Raw genomic sequence first — 20,858 nt, 5'->3', positions numbered from 1 at the left:
TCTGGGTCAACAAGAATCGAAGGAGAGCCCAATGGCTACCGTGAAAGTCGATACAAACAATTTTCAGGCTGAAGTTCTGGACGCCGTAGAGCCGGTCGTCGTCGATTTCTGGGCCGAATGGTGCGGCCCGTGCAAGATGATCGCTCCGAGCCTCGAAGAGATTTCGACGGAACTCGCCGGCAAGGTGAAGGTCGTCAAGCTGAACATCGATGAGAACCCGGAACTGGCTGCCCAGTTCGGTGTGCGCTCGATCCCGACCCTTGCCATGTTCAAGGGCGGCGAAGTGGCCGACATCAAGGTTGGCGCTGCGCCAAAGACGGCGCTTGCCGCCTGGATCTCCAGCGCCGCTTAAGCTTCTGTTTCACGTGAATCCAAAAACCCGGCTGATCGATCAGCCGGGTTTTTTGTTATCTGCTGTTGATAGATCCTGTCCGTCATCAGACCGGTGGCGTGCCATTGTCGGCGAGTACATTGCCGGCGAAATAGAGCGAGCCGCCGATCAGGATACGGGGCGGCGGACTGCCGGGCAGCTGGCGGCGGGTGATTTCCTGCAAGGCTTCGATGGTGGAACCCGCGGGCTCGGCCACCAGACCAGCGTCGAACGCAGCATTGGCCAGCACAACTGGATCAAGGCCTGCCTCGCTATCGCGGATGCGGACGGTAAAGACGTGTTCGCCGAGATCCGCAAAGGCCCGGAAATAGCCGACGGGATCCTTTGTATTGATCATGCCGGTGACGAGGTAGAGCGGCCGGGGCTGGCGTTCCTCGAAGGCGGCCATGGCTTCGGCAATCACTTCGCCTCCGGCCGGGTTGTGCCCGCCGTCCAGCCAGATTTCCGAACCCGGGGGCGCGAATTCGAGCAGTTTCCCTTCGACCAGCTTTTGCAGGCGGGCCGGCCATTCAACCATGCCCATCGCCTTTTCCATGGTCGCATCCGTTACCGTGAAACCGGCGGCCTTGACGGCGCGGATGGCAGCAGCGGCGTTGGCGAACTGGTGGCGGCCCGGAAGGCGCGGCAGCGGCAGGTCCTGCAGGCCGTCTTCGTCCTGGTAGATCAGCCGGCCGAATTCCTCATGGGCGGAGAAATCCTGGCCATAGATGGAGAGCGGACAGCCCAACCGTTCGGCTGTCGCAACCAGAACCTCGCGGGCCGCATCAAATTCCTGGGCGCCGACGACGACCGGGCGGCGGCGTTTCATGATGCCGGCTTTTTCCGCTGCAATCAGTTCGACTTTGTCGCCGAGATAGGCCTGATGATCGAGCGCGATCGGCATGATCACCGAGACGGCGGGGTCGGCGATGACGTTGGTTGCATCGAAGCGACCGCCCAGGCCCACTTCCAGCACCACGGCATCGGCCGGCTGTTCGGAGAAGATCAGGAAGGTTGCTGCCGTCAGGATTTCGAACACGGTGATCATCTGGCCGGCATTGGCATCGCCGACGCGGCGAAGCGCATCCGCCAGAAGCGCATCGTCGACAAGCTGGCCGCGGCCGCCCTTGACGCCGATGCGAAACCGTTCGTGCCAGTGCACAAGATGCGGTGAGGTGTGGACATGCACGGAGTAGCCACCCGCTTCGAGAAGCGCGCGGCAGAAGGCGGTGCAGGACCCCTTCCCGTTGGTGCCGGCCACATGAATGACCGGCGGCAGTTTCAGATGTGGATTGCCGAGCACCTCAAGGAGGCGGGTAATGCGCTCGAGCGACAGATCGAAACCCTTCGGGTGAAGGGTCATCAGCCGCTCGATTTCCTGCTCGGCCGCACTTGCCACGGGCTGGTTCATCGTCGTCATCCCGAAGCTCCGGCTCCGATCACGTTAGGTCAGAACCGGTGTTCAGGCGCTGACGGCGACAGGGGCAGGAAGGAATTCCTGATCAGGCTGTCTCATCAGCATCTTCAGGATCCGCGCCAGCGTTGCCGGGATATCGTGGCGCTTGACGACCATATCCACCATGCCGTGCTCAAGCAGGTATTCTGCTGTCTGGAAGCCTTCCGGCAGCTTTTCGCGCAGGGTCTGTTCGATCACGCGCTTGCCGGCAAAGCCGATCTCGGCGCCCGGTTCGGCGATATGGACATCACCCAGCATGGCATAGGAAGCGGTCACGCCGCCGGTGGTCGGGTTGGTCAGCACACAGATATAGGGAAGGCCTGCTTCCTTCAGCATGTCGACGGCAACCGTGGTGCGGGGCAGCTGCATCAGCGACAGGATGCCTTCCTGCATGCGGGCGCCGCCAGAAGCCGGGAAGATCACCAGCGGGCACTTTTCCTTCAAGGCGCGCTCGGCCGCCTTGACGATCGCTTCGCCGGCCGCCATGCCGAGCGAACCGCCGATGAAGTTGAATTCGTGCACGACGGCGACGAGTTTAACGCCATGGACGGAACCGAGACCGGCGAGGATCGTGTCCTCCTGATCGGTCTTGATACGGCTGTCCTTCAAGCGGTCAGCATATTTCTTGGAGTCGCGAAACTTGAGCGGATCCTGGGCGACCTTCGGCTGTACCAGCGATTCGAACTCGCCGTCGTCGAACATGTCTCTCAGACGCGCCTTGGCCGGCATCTTCATGTGGAAGCCCGAGGCGGGAATGACCCACTTGTTCTCTTCGAGATCCTTGTGGAAGACCATTTCCCCGGTTTCCGGGCATTTGATCCAGAGATTTTCCGGAACGTCCCGATCGGGACGGCCGAGCATGGAGTTGATGCGCGGCCGGACGTAATTGGTGATCCAGTTCACTGGGCGTACTCCGAGTTTGGACGTTCAGGCCTTATCTGGGCCAGTTATTCGGCGGCAACAAGGCGGGCGGAACGCACGCCGGTGGCCAGGCCGCGGACGAAGGTGGAAACGGCAGATACAGTATCCTGCGTCGCAGCGCCATCCTTGGTGAGACTGCCGGCAACCTGCGCGACGATCGCACTGCCGACGACGACACCGTCAGCCGCAGCGCCGATGGCTTGCGCATGGTCGGCGGTCTTCACGCCGAAGCCGACGCAGACCGGCAGGTCGGTATGACCCTTGATGCGGGAGACAGCGCCCGATATCAGCGACAGATCCGGCAGAGCGGATCCGGTAATGCCGTTCATCGAGACGTAATAGACGAACCCGGACGTGTTGTGCAGAACCGTCGGCAGGCGCTTTTCGTCCGTGGTCGGCGTGGTCAGCCGGATGAAGTTCAGCCCCTTGTCGATTGCCGGAATGCAGAGTTCGTCATCCATTTCCGGCGGCAGGTCGACGATGATCAGACCGTCGATACCGGCTTCCAACGCGTCATCGACGAACCTGTCGACGCCGTAGATATAGATCGGATTGTAGTAGCCCATCATGACGATCGGCGTTGCGGCATCGCTCTTGCGGAATTCGCGAGCGAGATCCAACGTCTTGGCAAGTGTCTGGCCGCCTTTCAGCGCGCGCTGCCCCGCCATCTGGATTGCCGGACCATCGGCCATCGGGTCGGAAAAGGGCATGCCGAGTTCGATCACGTCGGCGCCGGCATCCGGCAGGGCCTTCATGATGGCCAGCGACGTGGCAAAATCGGGATCGCCGCCCATGAAATAGGTGATCAGTGCCGGGCGGCCTTCAGCCTTCAGATCGGCAAAACGCTTGTCCATCCGTGCGGTCATGTTCAGAGCCCCATTCCAAGGATTTTGCCGACAGTGAAGATGTCCTTGTCGCCGCGACCGCACAGGTTCATGACGATGATTTCGTCCTTGGACATCTTTGGTGCGCGCTTCATGACTTCGGCCAGTGCGTGCGAGGGTTCGAGTGCGGGGATGATGCCCTCGGTGCGCGTCAGGAACTGGAAGGCTTCGAGCGCTTCGGTATCCATGATCGGGACGTATTCGACACGTCCCATGTCTTTCAGCCAGGAATGCTCCGGGCCGATGCCGGGATAATCGAGACCGGCCGAGATCGAATGACCTTCCTTGATCTGGCCGTCGCCATCCTGCAGCAGATAGGTGCGGTTGCCATGCAGAACGCCAGGCGATCCTGCCGTCAGCGAGGCGCAATGCTCCTCGCCGTTGAGGCCCTTGCCGCCGGCTTCGACGCCGACGATCCTGACGCTGGCATCATCGAGGAACGGATGGAATAGGCCGATCGCATTCGATCCACCGCCAACGGCTGCTACCAGCATGTCGGGCAGACGTCCCTCGGCTTCCAGCATCTGTTCCTTGGTTTCGCGACCGATGACCGACTGGAAGTCGCGGACCATTTCCGGATAGGGATGCGGACCGGCAGCGGTGCCGATCATGTAATAGGTGTCATCGACATTGGTGACCCAGTCGCGCAATGCCTCGTTCATGGCATCCTTGAGCGTGCCGTGGCCTGACGTGACCGGGATCACCTCGGCGCCCAAAAGCTTCATGCGGAAGACATTGGGTGCCTGGCGCTCGACATCTGTCGCGCCCATGTAGACGACGCAGGGAAGGCCGAAGCGGGCAGCGACCGTGGCCGAAGCGACGCCATGCTGGCCGGCACCGGTTTCAGCGATGATGCGCGTCTTGCCCATGCGCTTGGCAAGCAGGATCTGGCCAATGCAGTTGTTGATCTTGTGGGAGCCAGTATGATTGAGCTCGTCGCGCTTGAAATAGATCTTGGCGCCGCCGAGTTCTGCCGTCATGCGCTCGGCGAAATAGAGCGGGCTGGGCCGGCCGACATAGTGTTTGCCGAGATCGGTAAGCTGCTTTTGAAATGCGGGATCGGTCTTCGCCTTTTCCCATTCGCCCTGCAGATCCAGGATCAGGGGCATCAGGGTTTCCGCGACAAAGCGGCCGCCGAAAATACCGAAGAGGCCGTCCTCGTCGGGACCGGAACGGAACGAATTCAGTTTTGGGGTCTCGTTCACTTTCAACTCCTTCAGCGTTTCGTAGCGGCGTCTGCCGCATCGAAGAACGCATCGATCATGCCCAGATCCTTGGCGCCTGGCGCGCTTTCGACACCGGACGATACATCTATGCCGCTTGCCCGCGTCGATGAGAGCGCAGTCGCGACATTATCCTTGTTCAGGCCCCCGGAAAGCATGTAATCCACGCTCTGGTCAAGCGACGCCATGGCCTTCCAGTCGAAGGAAATGCCGTTGCCGCCTGGAAGATCGGAGCCCGCCGGTGCCTTCGCGTCGAACAGAAAACGGTCAGCCACACCTATATAGGCATCGACCCCTGCAAGATCATCCGCGGACTTGACAGAAAATGCCTTCATAACAGGCAGACCGTAAATCGCCTTGACGTGCAAAATCCGTTCCGGGCTCTCGTGACCGTGGAGCTGAAGCATGTCCGGGCGAAGCAGCGAGACGATATCGTCCAGTTCCTCGTCATCGGCGTCCACCGTGACCGCAACGATCTTAGCTTTACCACGCACCCGGTCCGCCAGGTCGCCGGCGATCTCGGGCGCGATGTTACGCGGGCTCTTAGGGAAGAAGATAAAGCCGATATGGGTTGCGCCGCGCATTACCGCGCGATCGACCGCTTCTTCAGTCTTGAGGCCGCAGATCTTGATATCCGGTTTCATGTGCGCGGATTGGCACGAAACGCGCCCGGAGTCGAGCCCTTCAGCGGTTTGGTGGCGTGACAGTTCGGCACGGACTCCTCTTCTCAAGACCTCAGGCAATCATCCGGGGCGTGATTCGGTTCTCCACCACGATCCTGCACGCGAAAGGACATGCTCGCCGACATAATCACAACCAGAACCTCGGTCAAAAGAGCAGGTTTTTCCGGGAAAATAGACGTTCTCGATTCAGGTTTGATTTATTAGGGTTTTGCCAGTAACTTATTCCACAGCAAATTGTTTCTTGAAATGTTTTCGCAGGGGGTAGTCATGGCGGCAAGAGGTGCGAACTTTGTGCGCGCTGCAATGTGCCTTGCCGCGGTGAGCGCTCTTTCAGCCTGCACTCAGACGACTGCGTCGCTCGATTCCAAGGCTTCGAAGACAAGGACTGCCCAGGTCAATGTGGGTTCGGCAAAGCAGGTCTACACCTATTCGTCCAGCGACCGCGAATGCCTCAAGCGCGCGATGTATTTCGAATCAAGGCGCAGCAGCCCCGATGGTTTCATGGCTGTCGGCAGCGTCATCATGAACCGCCTGACCTCAGGTCTTTACCCTGAGACGATCTGTGGTGTCGTGGGGCAGGAAAAGCAGTTCGCGCCGGGTGTGATGACCCGCAAGATGGACGAAAACACTGCGCCGCAGCTGAATGAAGCAGCGGAAGCCGTGCTGAAGGGCAAGCGCCACCCCGATGTGAAGGAAGCGATGTTCTTCCACACGAAGGGCCTGCGCTTCCCCTACAAGAACATGCATTACGTGGCTGATGCCGGCGGCAACGTGTTTTACGAAAAGCGCGACGAGGACGGCAACCTGCAGACGCCAGAGCCGAAGCCTGCCGGGGCCTATGTCATGATGGCTGAAGGGACGATCGTACCAACGCCGGGAGCGATGAGCATGATCGCACGGGCCGAGCCTGTTCGTGAACAGACACCAAGCCCCGTTGCCGTTGCGTCCGCAGCAACGCAGCAGCCCTTGCCGGGCGTTGCCTCTGTCACAACGGTTGCCGACACATCTTCCGCCGCTGTCGCAACAGTGCAGCCTGTTTCCCATTCGCCCAGCATGATGCAGGCCTACCAGGCCGGCGCTGGCATGGATGCGGCAAGTGCCGCCATTCTTTCGACTGAAGCCTTGCCCAATAGCGGGCCTCTGCCGAAACGGCGCCCGGCGGGTGCCAAGACCGACACAGCCGGCGACATGGTAATGGTCGCGCCGACTCCGCGTCAGTTCCCGGCTCGCACAGCTACACCTTGATCTCTTCGTCCAGTTTCCGTTTGTTTTAGCCGGGCTTCAGCTGAAATCCAGCGCGTGAAGCTGCGAGCCATTCTGCTTCAGCCATTTGCGCGCCTCTTCCATCCTCGGGCAAAGCTGGTGGCAGAGAGCCCAGAACTTTGGCCCGTGGTTCATTTCCTTCAGATGCGCCACTTCGTGGGCTGCGAGGTAATCGATCACCAGCGGCGGCGCCATGACGATGCGCCAGGAAAAGCTCAGGTTTCCATCCCAGGAACAGGATCCCCACCGGCTTCTCGTGTCTTTCAGCGTGACTGATGCGACCGGCTTGCGGATCGACGCGGCATGGCGAAAGGCCAGCAACTCCATATCTCGACGTGCTTCTTTTTTCAGAAATGTCGCGACCCGACGGCCGAGATGATCCTCCAGCCCGCTTACCCTTACCACCGGCACGCCATCGACCATGGCGATTTCCGTCAGGCCGCGAAGCGTTCCGGTATGGTCGATGCGGTGCTGAACGCCGCGAATCGGCACGAAGCCGCCTGAGCGGATGGGATTGTCGGTGGAGAATTTCGAGAGCTTCGTGAGCAGCCAACCCTGATGGCGCTCGAGAAATTCCTCGATCTCGCTTTTCCGAAGGCCTGCCGGCACAGTGAGATTAAGCGCGCGGCCGCCGGGCTCGATGCGCAGCGTGATACGAGTGGCGCGACTGTTTTCCTTGATCGTCAGCGGCAAAGCGCGGTTTCCGACTTCAAGCGTGCGCTTTACGGTTTCGAGCGGTTTCGAGCGGGCGCGAAGGGGCTTTTTGAGGAGCGCGAACATGTAGCCTTTCTAGCCGATTCGAGAGCACCGTTCTCATGAAAAAGCCGGCGTCGCAAGGACGCCGGCTCGTTACGTTTTCAGAAGATCCGTTTGACCGATCAGACGTCGACGACCGGGTTCTGACCGGAAGCGTTGCTGTTACGGCGCTCGCGCATGAAACGATCGAACTCTTCCTGATCCTTGGCACGGCGAAGCTCGCGGGAATAGTTGTCGAACTCATCGCGCATCTCGTCGAGCTTGCGGCGTTCTTCATCCATGCGGTTGAGTTCGGCCTTGCGCCAATCGTCGAAGGCAACGTTGCCTGTCGAGAAATGCGTGTTGTAGCCAGCGGCGCGGCTTCTGGAAAACCATTGGCTGGTCTTGCCGGCCCATTCGTCGGCGCGATTATTGGCATCGCGCTTGAAGCCGCGAAGCCGATCCCCGAAGATGATATAGGCAAGCATGGCCAAGCCAAGCGGCCAGAAGACCACGAAACCGAGCACCATTAAACCAATGGTGGCCGGCGTCCATTCCGGACGAATCAATGCAGACTGGTTCATGGGTTACACCCTTCAATTCAATGCGGAGTGGCCTGATGCCAGCCCGATGATATCCGATTTGGTGAGCCTCAGACCCGCCTTCAAGAAGACAGGTCGCTAAATCCAAGAACATGCTGAAATACCTTGGAGAAATCCAGCTACCGGCATCGAACCGGATCTGCTCTCAGGTCGGCGAATCACCCTTGGTACTGCGCTTCCGGGATGCTGGCTTGGCAGCTTTGGTATCGGCCATGGCATGCTTGCGGGTGAATTCGATAATGCGGGGGGCGATTTCGCTGCGGAAACGCGAGCCGTTGAAGACGCCGTAATGCCCGACATCGGGCTGCATGTAATGCTGGCGCTTGTCATCCGGGATATTCGGACAAATCGTGTGCGCCGCCTTTGTCTGGCCGACGCCGGAAATATCGTCGTTTTCGCCTTCTACCGTCAAAAGAGCGACGGAGCGGATCGCCTTCGTATCAACAGGCATCGCGCGATGCATCATCTCGCCCTTCGGCAAGGAATGACGGATAAAGACGGCATCGACGGTCTGCAGATAGAATTCTTCCGTCAGATCCATCACCGCGAGATATTCGTCGTAGAATTCGCGGTGTTTTTCGGCAGGCTCGCCATCGTTCTTGACGAGGTGCTCGTAGAACTCCTTGTGAGCGGTGACGTGGCGGTCAAGGTTCATCGACATGAAGCCTGACAGCTGCAGGAAGCCCGGATAGACGCGCCGCATGAAGCCCGGCTGCGGAAACGGTACGCTCATGATGACATTGTCGCGAAACCATTCGAGTGGGTGATCTCCGGCGAGTTTGTTGACGGCTGTCGGATTGCTGCGGGTATCGATCGGTCCACCCATCAGCGTCATCGAGGCGGGCGCCATCCGATCACCGCGGGTCTCCATCACCGCAACGGCGGCAAGCACAGGCACCGATGGCTGGCAGACGCCGACCACATGGGTGCCGGGACCGATCTGATGCAGCATCTCGATCAGGTAGTCGATGTAATCGTCGAGATCGAAGCTGCCCTCGGTGACCGGAACCATGCGGGCATCGATCCAGTCGGTGATGTAGAGATCCGCATGCGGAAGCAACGCCTCGACCGTGCCACGCAGCAAGGTGGCATAGTGACCGGACATCGGCGCGACGAGCAGGATCTTCTGGTCGGCCGGGCGCGCGGCGGGCAGATCGCGGCGAAAATGCAGGAGATTGCAAAAGGGCTTTGCCCAGACGATCTCTTCGGTGACCATGACCGGCTTACCGTCGACCACCGTTTCCGGAAGATTGAAGCTCGGCTTTCCATAGCGTCGCGTCATCCGCTCGAACACTTCGAGACTGGCCGACATGGAGCGGCCAAGTGCTGTCTGGGCGAACGGGTTCATCGGATTGTCGGACATGAAGCGCATGGCATCCGCGGCGGCCCGGAACGGCGCCATGGCGGCATGGTTCAACTCATAGAGCTGGTAGAACATGAAATCGGGCTCTCCTCATCCCTGGTCCGATATCCGTCAAAGCGGTGGCGGGCAAAACGTTCCGCCATCGGAATGCAGCAAGGCTAGCACTTGTGGAGGGAGTTATGGAAGGGCGGCGGTTTACCACCGCCCTTCCCTCGCTGCAGCACGCCTTGCCGATGCCAGCGATCGATCAGATATCGGCGACGAATGTCTGTTTCTGGGTGCCGAGACCATCGATGCCGAGTTCGACAACGTCGCCGGCTTTCAGGAAGCGCGGGGGCTTGAGGCCAAGGCCGACGCCCGGGGGCGTACCCGTGGAGATGACGTCTCCCGGATGCAGCGACATGAACTGGCTGAGATAGGAGACGAGGAAGGCGACGCCGTAAACCATCGTCTTGGATGAGCCGTTCTGCATCTTTTCGCCGTTGACCGTCAGCCACATTCCAAGGTTCTGCGGATCCGCGACCTCGTCCTTGGTGACAAGCCATGGGCCAATCGGTCCGAACGTGTCGCAGGACTTGCCCTTGGTCCACTGGCCCGCGCGTTCTGTCTGGAAGGCGCGCTCGGAGACGTCGTTGGTCAGGCAGTAGCCGGCGACGTAATCCAGCGCCTCGGCTTCCGACACGTATTTAGCGGTCTTGCCGATGACGACACCGAGTTCGACTTCCCAGTCGGTCTTTTCCGATGTGCGCGGAATGACGACGTCGTCGTTGGGTCCGACGATGGCGGAGGTGGCCTTCATGAAGATGATCGGTTCCGGCGGCACGGTGGCGCCGGTTTCGGCCGCATGGTCGGAATAGTTGAGGCCGATGCAGATGAACTTGCCGGTGCCCGCCACGCAGGCGCCGATCCGATCGGCAGACAGTTCCGGCAATGTCGACGCGTCGATCGCGGCAATCTTCGTCAAACCCTCGGGCGAAATCGCCTCCCCGCCGATATCCGCGACATGGCCAGACAGATCACGGATCTTGCCATCCTGATCGAGCAATGCCGGCTTCTCCTGGCCCACAGGTCCTACACGCATCAATTTCAAGGTCTTATTCCTCCAGTTGTCAGACAAGTGTTTATGCAAAAAAGAGGCGCGATTGTCACCCCTCTTTGTGCCATCTGCGGTTCATTGCAAAGCAGCCCTAACTGCCTAGATTGGGTAAGACCCAAACTTGTGAGGACACTATGACGACCAGCAACAGCCGGACCTCGGAATTTCCAATCGACGCTTTCTTTCTCGATCGCTGGTCGCCGCGGGCCTTCGAGAAGGAAGCCATCGATCGGGAAACGATGCTGACCATTCTGGATGCCGCGCATTGGGCACCCTCTTCCGGCAACAGCCAGCCTTGGCGCTTTATCTACGCGCTACAAGGCACCGAGGATTTCACCAGACTTGCGGATCTACTCGTTCCGGGCAATCGGCGCTGGGCAGAAAACGCGGGTGCGCTGGTCTTCTTCGTGTCGAAAACCTATCGCGTTTCCAAGGATGGCGAACGTCGCGAGGGCTATACGCATTCTTTCGACACGGGCGCCGCGTGGTTCTCAATCATCTGCCAGGCGATGAAGCTTGGGTATCATGCACATGGCATGGAAGGGTTCGACAAGGAAAAGGCTGTTGGCGAACTTGGACTTCCGGAAGGTTTCAGGGTCGAGGCTGCCGCGGCGATCGGGCGGATGGCCGCTAAAGATGCACTGCCGGAAGATTTGCGCGAGCGTGAAGTTCCCAGCCAGCGCAAGCCCGTTTCGGAAGTCGCTTTCGAGGGAAGGTTTGCCGGCGAAGAATAATGTTTCACGTGAATCCTCCATCCACAGGTAAGATTCACGTGAAACAGATTTCTAATGGACAAACAAAAACGGCGGCCGAGAGGCCGCCGTTTTTGCACGACGAAAGATTGCTAGATATCGAGGTTGGCGACGTTCAGCGCGTTCTCTTGAATGAACTCGCGCCGGGGCTCAACCTCGTCGCCCATCAAACGCGAGAACAGGCCGTCTGCATCCGTCGCATCGGGAACCTTGACCTGAAGCAGCGAGCGAACGTTGGGATCAAGCGTTGTTTCCCACAGCTGCTCGGCATTCATTTCACCAAGTCCCTTATAGCGCTGCATGGACAGGCCCTTGCGTCCCGCCGCAAAGATCGTGTCGAGAAGGGCGCGTGGACCTGAAATATCCTGCTCGCTATCCTTGCGAGCGAGGACTGGCGACGTGCTGTAGATCTCCTGCAGACGCGACGACATCTGGTCGATATGGCGGGCATCGGCAGAGCCGATCAGGGCCACATCGATCACGGCGACTTCCTTGACGCCACGAACCATCCGCTCGAAGCGCATGCCGCCTTCGTCGGTGACGTGACCCGACCAGCCACGCTCGGTTTCCTCGGCGATCATATCGAGACGCTTGGCGACTTCGTTAGCCGTCTGCTGGGCCCGTTCGGGATTGTCCGTCAGATCTGGATGAAGCGCGCCGGCAATGGCTGCCTGCTCGATGATCGAGCGGTTGTAGCGAGAATGCAGTCCCTCGATGATCGAGCGGATGCGCAATGCATCCTGGATGACTTCGCGCATATCCTGGCCGGCACGGACTTCACCGGAGCCGAGGGTCAGGGTCGTATCTTCCAGCCCCATGCCGATCAGATACTCTTCCAGAGCCTGCTCGTTCTTCAGGTACTGGATCGACTTGCCGCGCGTCACCTTATAGAGCGGCGGCTGGGCAATGTAGATGTGGCCACGCTCGATCAGTTCCGGCATCTGACGGAAGAAGAAGGTCAGCAGCAGGGTTCTGATATGGGCGCCGTCGACGTCGGCATCGGTCATGATGATGATCTTGTGATAGCGCAGCTTGTCAGCGTTGAACTCATCCTTGCCGATCGATGTGCCCAGAGCGGTAATCAGCGTGCCGATTTCCTGGCTGGACAGCATCTTGTCGAAACGGGCGCGCTCGACGTTCAGGATCTTGCCGCGGAGCGGTAGGATCGCCTGGGTATCACGCGAACGGCCCTGTTTGGCGGAACCGCCGGCGGAGTCACCCTCGACGAGGAAGACTTCGGACTTGGCCGGATCGCGTTCGGAGCAATCGGCGAGCTTGCCGGGAAGCGAGGCGATATCGAGCACGCCCTTGCGGCGGGTGAGTTCACGAGCCTTGCGGGCCGCTTCGCGGGCAACGGCAGCTTCCACCACCTTGCCGACCAGGATCTTCGCTTCAGCCGGATGTTCTTCAAGCCAGGAGCTCAGCGCTTCGTTGACGAGGCTTTCGACAACCGGGCGCACTTCCGAGGACACGAGTTTGTCCTTGGTCTGCGACGAGAACTTCGGATCCGGCACCTTCACGGAAAGAACTGCGGTCAGGCCTTCTCGGCAGTCGTCACCCGTGAGCGAAACCTTTTCCTTTTTCATGATGCCGGACGAGTCCGCATAGGACGTGATCTGGCGAGTCAGCGCACCACGGAAGCCCGCCATATGAGTGCCTCCATCGCGCTGCGGAATGTTGTTGGTGAAGCAGAGAACGTTCTCGTGGTAGCTGTCATTCCACCACATCGCGACTTCAACCGTCATGCCATCCTTCTCGCCCTTGATGGCGACAGGCTTTTCGACGAGCGGCTTCTTGGAACGGTCGAGATATTTGACGAAAGCCTCGAGGCCGCCGTCATACAGCATTTCCTCTTCCTTCACGTCCGGCTTGCGCCGATCCGTGAGCCGGATTCGAACCCCGGAGTTGAGGAAGGCGAGTTCGCGAAGGCGGTGCTCGAGTGTGCCGTAATCGAACTCGGTCATAGTGAAGGTTTCGGTGCTGGCGAGGAAGGTAACTTCCGTGCCGGAGCGACCTTCATAATCCCCGATGACCTTCAGCGGCGCGTCGGCGACGCCGTGCGTGAACGATATCTCGTGAACCTTGCCTGAGCGACGGATCTTCAGCTTGAGCCAGACCGAAAGTGCATTGACGACCGAGACGCCAACGCCGTGCAGTCCGCCGGAGACCTTGTAGGAATTCTGGTCGAACTTACCGCCGGCGTGGAGCTGGGTCATGATGACCTCGGCTGCCGAGACGCCTTCGCCGGTATGGATATCCGTCGGAATGCCGCGACCGTTGTCGGTGACGCTGACCGAGCCATCCGCATTGAGCGTGACCGTGACGATATCGGCATGGCCTGCCAAGGCTTCGTCGATCGCGTTGTCGACGACTTCGTAGACCATGTGATGCAGACCCGAGCCGTCGTCTGTGTCGCCGATATACATGCCTGGGCGCTTTCGCACCGCATCCAGGCCCTTTAGAACCTTGATGGAATCGGCACCGTATTCGGCACTCGCGCCGTGATCGCTGACGGGTGTGTCGGTCATTCAGTCTCTTCCAGTTGGTTAAAATACCGGCGAGCGAATCACCGGAGTCTCCGCCTTGAATATAGGGAATTCAGGGCGGTTTCTAAAGGTTGGGGCCTCGCGAAATGCCTGGAAAGGCGTGGATGCGCAGAGATTTCCAGGGCAATTCAAGCCTTTTGCAGAAGTCTTCGCATTTCCTCTAGCACGTCCGGCGGCAAAGAGCGAATCCGTGCCGCCAAGGCGTTGGCAAATGCGGTGTATGCAGGCGCCAGGCCTGTCGTGTCGAGGACCACTTTCGGGCGCGAGGCTTCTGCGACCCGAAACAATTCTTCTGCTTCATCCCAGATGATGTTGAAATAGCCGGTGATACGCTGGAGCAGCTCGAATGTGGGCCGGCCCCGTTTGCCATGTTCCAAGGCCGACAGATAGGCAGGCGTAACCCCGATCGCCTCTGCCAGTTGCCTCTGGGTAACTCCCTTTTTGGAGCGCAGCTGTCGAAGCGCTTCACCAAAGGGCGTCACAGGACCGATCCCCGATAATCCGCACGGCTCTTTGAAAGCCGCACGTACATGGCGCCCTCGCCACCATGGTTTTGGGCTGCCCATTCGTAGGACGAGATCAGGAAACGAAATTCGGCCTTCGAGAACCACAGCGGCACCGCACGGCGCAGAACCCCCTCGCCGCCCACCGAGCGGCCCTTGCCGGTGATGACAAGAACATGGCGCAGACCGCGATCATGGGCACTGTAAAGAAAATCGAGCAGCAGATCGTGGGCGGCGTCCTGGTAGAGACCATGGAGATCGAGCCGAGCATCGATCGCCAAGCGACCCTTGGCGAGCTTCTTCCGGGTGGGTTTTTCCAGCGGATGATGAATGCCGGCAGGCTTTTTTACCTTCGGCGCGACTGCCGCGAAGGCATCGCTGACACGCTGGGTTGGCGGTACCGGGGGCTTGGAGACTTCATCCTCTGCCGCCAGTCGTGCCGCCATTTCCTCTTCGAAGGCAGCGATCTCTTTCATGCGCCCAGGCAGAGCACGGGCGGATTTCGCTACCTTGCCCCAAAGGATGCGTTCATCTGAACTGAGTTTTCGATCCTTCATGCGCCATATCCTACCCGGCATAACGGCCGGCGGCCGCGTTTGGGACGAGGATATAGAAATCCGCATCGTTTCGCACCGTGCCGGCAAGCTCGCCTGCGTGATAGCCGGAACCGGTGAAGATATCGCCCCTTGCAGGCCCAACAATGGCTGAACCCGTATCGAGCGCCAGCATCAGCCGAGCGAACGGCTTGCCGTCGTCGAGATGTGTCAGCCGTTCCGCATGGATGAAAAAGGGGTAGCCGAATGTGTGAATGGAGCGATCCACGGCGAGCGAGCGTCCCGCGATCAGCGGCACCTTGGCGGCAGCGATAGGACCGAGGTCAGGATCGCTGACATCGGCCTCACGGAAGAAGATGTAGGACTTGTTGTGCCATAAGACTTCATCAACCTTAGCCGGATTCAACACCAGAGCTTCGGCAAGCCACGTCCGAATGCTCTGCATGGAAATGTCTTCGCGAGCGATTTCGCCACGATCGATCAGAAGCTTGCCGATCGGCGAAAACGGATGGCCAGCCTTTGCCGCGTAGGTGATGCGACGGACGCGGCCATCGGGGTAGACCAGCCGAGCTGCGCCCTGAACATGGGCAAAGAAGACGTCGATCCGCGACCGTGCGAAGGCTATCTCCAGCCCCCGGCCGTCGAGACAGCCGCGATCGATTTCACCGCGATCCGGATAAGCGACGATACCATCCTGCGTCTGACGGCCGAACATGTAGCCGGAGTCGAGATCCGCAGGGCGATTGCTTTCGTCGAGATCGACGAGATCGTCAGGCCGGAAATAGAAGGGATGGGTGAAAAGACCTTCGCTCACATCGGAGACGTCGACTTCCGGTTCGTAGAAGGCGGTGACGAATCCTTGTTCGTCATTGTGCTTCAGGATCCGGAAGGGTGTGCAGCGTTGTTCGAAGAAGGTGCGAGCTGCAGAGGCATCGGCAAATGGTGCGGCCTGCTCGAAGAGGTCCGCCAGTTCCATGGCCTCAAGGCCGAGAGAACCCTTGCGATAGGGCTTAACGTTGCGGATATGGGCCGCGCAAGCGCGCATCGCCTCATACAGCGGGCTCGGATCGTCGGCAGCCCAACCGGGGAGATCCGCGAAGTCGACCCTCTCGAGGCGGAAGTCAGAGAGGGTCGGAGACGCGGAAATCATTGTTCGGATTCGGTGGCGACCAGCTTCCAGTTCGGGTCGCGGGAGCCGATGTCGCGGGCAAAGGTCCAGATGTCAATGACGTCGGCTACGGTTTCCTGATCGCCGTCGATCAGCGTGCCGGCCTTGTCGAAGGTTGCGGAGATCAACTGGCTGACAATGCGGACGGTAACCTGGGATTCGCCGTCCTTGATCGAAACCTGTGTCATGTCGCATTTGTCGATGCCGACAAATGTGGACTTGATCACCTCGCCCTTGGCCTCGCGCTCGGCGATCGCCGCTTCGAAGCCGTCATAGACCTCATTGGAGAGAAGCCCCTTCAAGGTCTTCCGATCACCGTCGGCAAAAGCCATGACGATCATTTCGTACGCCATCCGCACGCCGTTGAGGAATTCCTTCGGGCGGAACGACGGATCTTCCTTCACGAGGGCACGAAGCGATGCGTTGAGCGGCGTATCAGGCTTTGCGACGGCATCGATATCGGCATTGCGTTGTTCCTCATCGACATTGTCGCGGCGAGGAAGCGTCACTACCTTGCTATCGTCCTCGACGGGACCGCGGGCAACATCGCGAGGGCTGACTGTCTCAGTCGGCGGCTTCTCATGTCCCGTGCGCCGGCCGAGGACGCTGCGCAATTGCAGGAATATCAGCACTGCTGCGACGAGGAAAAACAGTGTTATCAAGTCGTTCGAGCCCATTTTATCCCGCAATTGTCGTTTAAAAGTTCTATGCAGCTTTTCATATAGTCTCCTACCGCCCATCTTCAAATAGCAACGGCGTGAGATGAACCCATATCCGCCAATTAGATACAGGCAATGATTATGCGCTTACCATTCCTTCCGGTTGTTCTCCTGGCTTGGCCGCTGGCCGAAATCGCTGGTTTTGTTTTGGTCGGAAGAGCGATCGGACTTTGGGGAACGCTTGGCCTCGTCCTCGGAACGGGCCTCCTGGGCGCATTGATGATCCGCGGCCAGGGGATGACTATGCTGCGGCGGCTTTCGACAGAAGGGCGCGAAGGTCGGATGCCTGCAGCCGAACTGGTGAGCGGAGCGATGGTCGTGGTGGCTGGCATCCTGCTGATGCTGCCGGGGTTTCTGACCGACATCATTGGTCTCGCGCTGCTTGTGCCCTTTATCCGCAAGCTGATCTGGTCGGCCATCGGCAGCCGCGTGGTCGTCGTGAATTCGGGCGATCGCAGAAGCCCGGGCGGTTTTCGCGCCGGTCCCGGCCCTGGCCCCGGTCCTGCGCCTGTTCATCCGGTTGGATCCGGCCCGGTGGTCGATCTCGATGACGACGATTATCGCCGCGAACCGAACCCGTCCTCGCCTTGGGCGGACAAGGATAAGCGGATCGAACCTTAAGGCTAAGATCTCGCAGGGTTGTAAGCCCCGGAGCGAAATGTTAAGTGCCCCCAACGCTTTTCAGCCACCCTTTCCAGCCTTGAGGAATTTTTATGGCAGACGATAACGAACAGGCTTCCGCCCCCTCGCTCAATATCCTGGCGCAGTACACCAAGGATCTTTCGTTCGAAAATCCCGGCGCGCCACGCTCGCTGCAGTCGCGCGACAAGGCTCCAGCGATCAATATCAGCGTCAACGTCAACGCCAATCCGCTTTCGGAAAACGACTTCGACGTCGTTCTATCGCTGAGTGCCGAAGCCCGCGAAGACGACAAGATCGTGTTTGCGGCTGAGCTGGTATACGGCGGCGTTTTCCGCGTCACCGGTTTCCCGCAGGAGCACATGCTGCCGCTTCTGTTTATCGAATGCCCGCGTCTTCTCTTCCCGTTCGCACGCCAGATCATTTCCGACGTGACTCGCAACGGTGGCTTCCCGCCGCTGATGATCGATCCGATCGATTTCGGTCAGATGTTCTCGCAGCGTATGGCCGAAGAACAGACCAAGTCGCAGGTTCAGCCGCTCAACAGCTGAGCGAGCAACGGATAGAATATAAAAAGCCCGGTCACAGCCGGGCTTTTTTCATGTTTGGACTTCAGCAGAAATCAGTCGGCTGCATATTTCAGCCAGACGGCCTTATCCTTCAGTCCACTCACCATCGCGGCATGGGCGGCGATGTCGTCTTCGCTAATGCGCGGCGGCAGATGGCGTGGCCGTGCGGCGATCGCGGTGACCACCACATCCTCGATCTCGATGACATTTCTCGGCTGATCAGCACCGACCAGACCAAGAGCCGCCTGCCGGCCGCCGGTCATTTCGATATAGACTTCCGCCAGGAGTTCGGAGTCGAGCAGCGCGCCGTGCTTGGTTCGATGGCCATTGTCGATGCCGTAGCGACGGCACAATGCGTCGAGGGAGTTAGGACCCATCGGATGCTTTCGGCGGGCCATCGAAAGCGTATCGACCACGTTTTCCGGTGGGACCGGCGGCAGGCCTATGCGTTCAAATTCGGCATTGATAAAGCCGATATCGAAATTGGCATTGTGGGCGATCCATCGGGCGCCATCGAAGAAGTCGATGATCTGTTGCGCCACCTGGGCGAACAGCGGCTTGTCTTTCAGCGACTCATCGGTAATGCCATGGACAGCCAGCGCATCCGGATGAACCTTGCGATCGCCCGGGTTGATATAGAGGTGCAACGTTCTCCCCGTCGGGAAGTTGTTGATGAGCTCTATGCCGCCGATTTCGATAATCCGGTCGGCCTTGGATTCAAGGCCTGTGGTTTCGGTATCGAAGATGATTTCACGCATGGGTAATTCCGTTCCTGCTGCCGGCTTTGAGCTTGCCGATGATCTCGCGCACGCTTGATCTGGCTGTCTCCAGTCCGGCGCCGGTGTCGATGACGAAATCGGCACGCGCCCGCTTTTCGGCATCCGGAACCTGCCGGGCCAAGATCATCGACAACTTCTCCTCTGTCATGCCGGGCCGCGCAAGTACCCTCTGGCGCTGCACCTGTGGATCGCAGCTGACGACGACGACAAAATCGACCCTTTTTTTGCCGCCGGTCTCAAACAGCAAGGGAATGTCGAGCACGACGAGCGCTGCGCCGGCGCTTTTGTGTTTATCGAGAAATTCTGCTTCGCGTTTGCGCACCAGCGGGTGGACGATGGATTCCAGCAGTTTGAATTTTTCAGGTGCTACCGAAAGCTGGCGCGACAGTTCCTGTCGGTCGACGACACCGTCTCTGACCGCATTCGGGAACGCCTCCGCGATCGGATCGACCGCTTCACCGTGATAGAGATCGTGGACCACCTGGTCGGCATCGTTGACCGGGATACCCTCTTGCGCAAACATTTCTGCGGTGGTGGATTTTCCCATGCCGATGGAGCCGGTGAGGCCGATAACGATCATCCGTGCATATCCATATCTGCGATGACGAGATCCCGCAGCGCCCGATCGACGACAGGGCGGAGGCCGAACCATTTCTCGAAACCCGGCACGGCCTGATGCAGAAGCATGCCGAGACCATCCACGGTCACGAAGCCCTGCTCCTCCGCCTGTTTCAGAATGTCCGTTTGCAGCGGGATATAAACGATATCGGTAACGACTGCGTTCGTGAGCATGGTCGAGAAGTCGAACTGCGGTATCGGCGCGCCGTCCATGCCGAGCGATGTTGTATTCACAAAGAGACCTGCGCCGGACATGACCTCGCCCAGTGCTTCCATCGCATGCGCGTGCACGTTTTGTCCGAACCGGTCGGCAAGTTCTTGCGCACGCGCCACGGTCCGGTTGACGACGTGGATTTCTCCGACGCCCTGATCCCTGACGGCTTGAATGATAGCACGGCTGGCACCGCCGGCACCGAGAATGACGGCGCGATCGACATTTCCCCAACCGGGCGACTGTTCGTCGAGGTTGGCGGTAAAGCCGTAGACATCGGAGTTCGAGGCGTGAAGAACACCGTCCTCCATCCACAGCGTATTGGCGGCACCGAGTTCTTCGGCAATCGCATCTGGACGATCAGCGAGCGCAAAAGCCATTTCCTTGTGGGGAATCGTGACATTGCCGCCGCGATAGCCCGATGATCCGCCTTTAAGCTTGCTGATGAAAGCTGGAAAATCCCCAGGTGCCACCGCTTCACGTGTGTAGCGGCCAGCAATACCGAACTTATCCAGCCAATGACCGTGGATGATCGGCGAACGCGAGTGCTTGATCGGCCACCCCGTTACGAAAGCGTTAACCAAAAGTGTTTCACGTGAATCAGCCATCGATCGCTCCGATCGCGCGCAAGGTGTCGAGAAGCGGCAGCATGGGGAGGCCGAGAATGGTGAAGTAATCTCCCTTGATCCGCGAGAAGAGCTGAATGCCCTCACCTTCCAACTGGTAGGCGCCGACGCTTCCGAACACCGTTTCGCCCACCCTATCCAGATAGCGATCCACGAATATCTCGCTGAGCGGTCTGACGGTAAGATCGGCGTGTGCAACATGCTCCCAAAGGGTTTCGCCATCGCGCATAAGAGCGACGGCGCTGTTCAGCCTATGCGTCCTGTCCGACAGAGAGAGCAGGCTTTCGCGCGCCTCTTCCCGTGATTTCGGCTTGTGATAAACGCGATGATCGAGCGACATGGTCTGATCCGACCCGATGACGATGGCGGAAGGATAGTGTCTGCTGACATCGAGCGCCTTGGCCTTTGCCAAGGTCAGCGCGACGATATCTGGGCTGGCGCCCACCAGTCCCGCCTCGATCTGACGTTCATCGATATCGGCGGCCCGGCTTTCGAAACTCAGCCCCGCATTTTCCATCAACATGCGTCTGAACTTGCTGGATGAGGCCAATATGAGTGGCCTTGAGTGAGACATTGTC

Annotated in this window: 23 protein-coding genes; 5 read left to right on the top strand and 18 right to left on the bottom strand. The window is 59.4% G+C overall.

All coding sequences use genetic code 11. The features are described 5' to 3' along the window. Nucleotides 1–31: 31 nt before the first annotated feature. On the top strand, nt 32–352 hold the full coding sequence (trxA, locus tag ASF70_RS02465) for a thioredoxin (RefSeq protein ID WP_062462956.1): 321 nt from the start codon (nt 32–34) through the stop codon (nt 350–352). An 85-nt stretch (nt 353–437) separates the two neighbouring features. Here the strand turns inward: trxA and ASF70_RS02460 are convergent, their stop codons facing one another. The 5 genes from ASF70_RS02460 to ASF70_RS02440 are packed head-to-tail and all read right to left on the bottom strand — an operon-like array spanning nt 438 to nt 5,498. Further along, nucleotides 438–1,790 (bottom strand): folylpolyglutamate synthase/dihydrofolate synthase family protein, encoded by a 1,353-nt coding sequence (locus tag ASF70_RS02460; protein WP_062577126.1) that lies wholly within the window; start codon nt 1,788–1,790, stop codon nt 438–440. A 42-nt stretch (nt 1,791–1,832) separates the two neighbouring features. Continuing rightward, the gene (gene accD, locus ASF70_RS02455) at nt 1,833–2,729 is read right to left on the bottom strand and encodes an acetyl-CoA carboxylase, carboxyltransferase subunit beta (protein WP_062462950.1); all 897 of its coding nucleotides are present in this window, start codon (nt 2,727–2,729) and stop codon (nt 1,833–1,835) included. Nucleotides 2,730–2,773: 44 nt separating this feature from the next. After that, nucleotides 2,774–3,613, bottom strand: a complete 840-nt coding sequence (gene trpA, locus ASF70_RS02450) for a tryptophan synthase subunit alpha (protein ID WP_062577124.1) — start codon at nt 3,611–3,613, stop codon at nt 2,774–2,776. Between the two features lie 2 nt (nt 3,614–3,615). Then, nucleotides 3,616–4,836: a tryptophan synthase subunit beta gene (gene trpB, locus ASF70_RS02445; RefSeq protein WP_062577199.1), complete on the bottom strand. Its 1,221-nt coding sequence runs from the start codon at nt 4,834–4,836 to the stop codon at nt 3,616–3,618. Between the two features lie 11 nt (nt 4,837–4,847). Beyond that, complete coding sequence (locus tag ASF70_RS02440) at nt 4,848–5,498, bottom strand: phosphoribosylanthranilate isomerase (RefSeq protein ID WP_062577122.1); 651 nt, start codon at nt 5,496–5,498, stop codon at nt 4,848–4,850. A gap of 306 nt (nt 5,499–5,804) precedes the next feature. Between ASF70_RS02440 and ASF70_RS02435 the strand changes: the two genes are divergently transcribed. Beyond that, the gene (locus ASF70_RS02435) at nt 5,805–6,782 is read left to right on the top strand and encodes a cell wall hydrolase (RefSeq protein ID WP_062577120.1); all 978 of its coding nucleotides are present in this window, start codon (nt 5,805–5,807) and stop codon (nt 6,780–6,782) included. 36 nt (nt 6,783–6,818) lie between these two features. Here the strand turns inward: ASF70_RS02435 and ASF70_RS02430 are convergent, their stop codons facing one another. The 4 genes from ASF70_RS02430 to ASF70_RS02415 all read right to left on the bottom strand — a co-directional run bounded on the left by ASF70_RS02430 (nt 6,819) and on the right by ASF70_RS02415 (nt 10,590). Continuing rightward, a complete protein-coding gene (locus ASF70_RS02430; RefSeq protein WP_062577118.1) occupies nt 6,819–7,580 on the bottom strand; it encodes a SprT family zinc-dependent metalloprotease in 762 nt (253 codons plus the stop codon). A gap of 98 nt (nt 7,581–7,678) precedes the next feature. Next, on the bottom strand, nt 7,679–8,119 hold the full coding sequence (locus ASF70_RS02425; RefSeq protein ID WP_062577116.1) for a DUF2852 domain-containing protein: 441 nt from the start codon (nt 8,117–8,119) through the stop codon (nt 7,679–7,681). 163 nt (nt 8,120–8,282) lie between these two features. Continuing rightward, nucleotides 8,283–9,575: a polyhydroxyalkanoate depolymerase gene (phaZ, locus tag ASF70_RS02420; RefSeq protein ID WP_062577114.1), complete on the bottom strand. Its 1,293-nt coding sequence runs from the start codon at nt 9,573–9,575 to the stop codon at nt 8,283–8,285. 172 nt (nt 9,576–9,747) lie between these two features. Next, nucleotides 9,748–10,590: a fumarylacetoacetate hydrolase family protein gene (locus ASF70_RS02415; RefSeq protein ID WP_062577112.1), complete on the bottom strand. Its 843-nt coding sequence runs from the start codon at nt 10,588–10,590 to the stop codon at nt 9,748–9,750. Nucleotides 10,591–10,730: 140 nt separating this feature from the next. On the opposite strand from ASF70_RS02415, the gene ASF70_RS02410 reads away from it, so the two are divergent. Further along, nucleotides 10,731–11,330, top strand: a complete 600-nt coding sequence (locus ASF70_RS02410; RefSeq protein ID WP_062462923.1) for a nitroreductase family protein — start codon at nt 10,731–10,733, stop codon at nt 11,328–11,330. A gap of 110 nt (nt 11,331–11,440) precedes the next feature. Here ASF70_RS02410 and gyrB read toward each other — a convergent pair whose 3' ends face one another. The 5 genes from gyrB to ASF70_RS02385 form a co-directional block, all read right to left on the bottom strand. Next, the gene (gyrB, locus tag ASF70_RS02405; protein ID WP_062577110.1) at nt 11,441–13,876 is read right to left on the bottom strand and encodes a DNA topoisomerase (ATP-hydrolyzing) subunit B; all 2,436 of its coding nucleotides are present in this window, start codon (nt 13,874–13,876) and stop codon (nt 11,441–11,443) included. Nucleotides 13,877–14,022: 146 nt separating this feature from the next. Then, nucleotides 14,023–14,376 carry a helix-turn-helix transcriptional regulator gene (locus ASF70_RS02400; protein ID WP_062577108.1) on the bottom strand — a complete coding sequence of 118 codons (354 nt, stop codon included), beginning with the start codon at nt 14,374–14,376 and terminating at the stop codon, nt 14,023–14,025. Further along, entirely contained in the window at nt 14,373–14,954 is a 582-nt protein-coding gene (locus ASF70_RS02395) for a Smr/MutS family protein (RefSeq protein WP_082471708.1), read from the bottom strand. The genes ASF70_RS02400 and ASF70_RS02395 overlap by 4 nt, the downstream gene beginning before the upstream one ends. Before the next feature lie 10 nt (nt 14,955–14,964). Then, nucleotides 14,965–16,101, bottom strand: coding sequence for a murein transglycosylase A (locus ASF70_RS02390; RefSeq protein WP_062577106.1), 1,137 nt, complete (start codon nt 16,099–16,101; stop codon nt 14,965–14,967). Further along, complete coding sequence (locus ASF70_RS02385) at nt 16,098–16,796, bottom strand: Tim44/TimA family putative adaptor protein (RefSeq protein WP_062462907.1); 699 nt, start codon at nt 16,794–16,796, stop codon at nt 16,098–16,100. Before ASF70_RS02385 ends, ASF70_RS02390 begins: the two co-directional genes overlap by 4 nt. 123 nt (nt 16,797–16,919) lie before the next feature. Here ASF70_RS02385 and ASF70_RS02380 point away from each other — a divergent pair, with 123 nt between their 5' ends. Both ASF70_RS02380 and secB read left to right on the top strand, forming a co-directional pair. Beyond that, a complete protein-coding gene (locus ASF70_RS02380) occupies nt 16,920–17,459 on the top strand; it encodes an FxsA family protein (protein ID WP_062577198.1) in 540 nt (179 codons plus the stop codon). Between the two features lie 92 nt (nt 17,460–17,551). Next, the gene (gene secB, locus ASF70_RS02375; protein ID WP_062577105.1) at nt 17,552–18,028 is read left to right on the top strand and encodes a protein-export chaperone SecB; all 477 of its coding nucleotides are present in this window, start codon (nt 17,552–17,554) and stop codon (nt 18,026–18,028) included. A 71-nt stretch (nt 18,029–18,099) separates the two neighbouring features. On the opposite strand, the gene dnaQ is transcribed toward secB, so the two are convergent. The 4 genes from dnaQ to ASF70_RS02355 are packed head-to-tail and all read right to left on the bottom strand — an operon-like array spanning nt 18,100 to nt 20,854. Beyond that, nucleotides 18,100–18,804 carry a DNA polymerase III subunit epsilon gene (gene dnaQ, locus ASF70_RS02370; RefSeq protein ID WP_062577102.1) on the bottom strand — a complete coding sequence of 235 codons (705 nt, stop codon included), beginning with the start codon at nt 18,802–18,804 and terminating at the stop codon, nt 18,100–18,102. Further along, nucleotides 18,797–19,405, bottom strand: coding sequence for a dephospho-CoA kinase (gene coaE, locus ASF70_RS02365; protein ID WP_062577100.1), 609 nt, complete (start codon nt 19,403–19,405; stop codon nt 18,797–18,799). The genes dnaQ and coaE overlap by 8 nt, the downstream gene beginning before the upstream one ends. Then, the gene (locus ASF70_RS02360; protein WP_062577097.1) at nt 19,402–20,262 is read right to left on the bottom strand and encodes a shikimate dehydrogenase; all 861 of its coding nucleotides are present in this window, start codon (nt 20,260–20,262) and stop codon (nt 19,402–19,404) included. Before ASF70_RS02360 ends, coaE begins: the two co-directional genes overlap by 4 nt. Beyond that, nucleotides 20,255–20,854, bottom strand: a complete 600-nt coding sequence (locus ASF70_RS02355) for a Maf-like protein (protein ID WP_062577095.1) — start codon at nt 20,852–20,854, stop codon at nt 20,255–20,257. The genes ASF70_RS02360 and ASF70_RS02355 overlap by 8 nt, the downstream gene beginning before the upstream one ends. Nucleotides 20,855–20,858 lie beyond the last annotated feature (4 nt).

The sequence above is a fragment of the Rhizobium sp. Leaf321 genome, assembly GCF_001423215.1.
GTDB lineage: Bacteria > Pseudomonadota > Alphaproteobacteria > Rhizobiales > Rhizobiaceae > Neorhizobium > Neorhizobium soli.
Note: the sequence above shows the minus strand (reverse complement) of the source record. Positions and strands in the feature narration are given on the sequence as shown.

Bases quoted from the DNA above. Each gene is read 5' to 3' on its own strand.
- trxA (WP_062462956.1), top strand. From the start codon at position 32: ATGGCTACCGTGAAAGTCGATACAAACAATTTTCAGGCTGAAGTTCTG.
- ASF70_RS02460 (WP_062577126.1), bottom strand. From the start codon at position 1,790: ATGACGACGATGAACCAGCCCGTGGCAAGTGCGGCCGAGCAGGAAATC.
- trpA (WP_062577124.1), bottom strand. From the start codon at position 3,613: ATGACCGCACGGATGGACAAGCGTTTTGCCGATCTGAAGGCTGAAGGC.
- ASF70_RS02440 (WP_062577122.1), bottom strand. From the start codon at position 5,498: ATGAAACCGGATATCAAGATCTGCGGCCTCAAGACTGAAGAAGCGGTC.
- ASF70_RS02435 (WP_062577120.1), top strand. From the start codon at position 5,805: ATGGCGGCAAGAGGTGCGAACTTTGTGCGCGCTGCAATGTGCCTTGCC.
- ASF70_RS02430 (WP_062577118.1), bottom strand. From the start codon at position 7,580: ATGTTCGCGCTCCTCAAAAAGCCCCTTCGCGCCCGCTCGAAACCGCTC.
- ASF70_RS02425 (WP_062577116.1), bottom strand. From the start codon at position 8,119: ATGAACCAGTCTGCATTGATTCGTCCGGAATGGACGCCGGCCACCATT.
- phaZ (WP_062577114.1), bottom strand. From the start codon at position 9,575: ATGTTCTACCAGCTCTATGAGTTGAACCATGCCGCCATGGCGCCGTTC.
- ASF70_RS02410 (WP_062462923.1), top strand. From the start codon at position 10,731: ATGACGACCAGCAACAGCCGGACCTCGGAATTTCCAATCGACGCTTTC.
- gyrB (WP_062577110.1), bottom strand. From the start codon at position 13,876: ATGACCGACACACCCGTCAGCGATCACGGCGCGAGTGCCGAATACGGT.
- ASF70_RS02395 (WP_082471708.1), bottom strand. From the start codon at position 14,954: ATGAAGGATCGAAAACTCAGTTCAGATGAACGCATCCTTTGGGGCAAG.
- ASF70_RS02390 (WP_062577106.1), bottom strand. From the start codon at position 16,101: ATGATTTCCGCGTCTCCGACCCTCTCTGACTTCCGCCTCGAGAGGGTC.
- ASF70_RS02385 (WP_062462907.1), bottom strand. From the start codon at position 16,796: ATGGGCTCGAACGACTTGATAACACTGTTTTTCCTCGTCGCAGCAGTG.
- ASF70_RS02380 (WP_062577198.1), top strand. From the start codon at position 16,920: ATGCGCTTACCATTCCTTCCGGTTGTTCTCCTGGCTTGGCCGCTGGCC.
- secB (WP_062577105.1), top strand. From the start codon at position 17,552: ATGGCAGACGATAACGAACAGGCTTCCGCCCCCTCGCTCAATATCCTG.
- dnaQ (WP_062577102.1), bottom strand. From the start codon at position 18,804: ATGCGTGAAATCATCTTCGATACCGAAACCACAGGCCTTGAATCCAAG.
- coaE (WP_062577100.1), bottom strand. From the start codon at position 19,405: ATGATCGTTATCGGCCTCACCGGCTCCATCGGCATGGGAAAATCCACC.
- ASF70_RS02360 (WP_062577097.1), bottom strand. From the start codon at position 20,262: ATGGCTGATTCACGTGAAACACTTTTGGTTAACGCTTTCGTAACGGGG.
- ASF70_RS02355 (WP_062577095.1), bottom strand. From the start codon at position 20,854: ATGTCTCACTCAAGGCCACTCATATTGGCCTCATCCAGCAAGTTCAGA.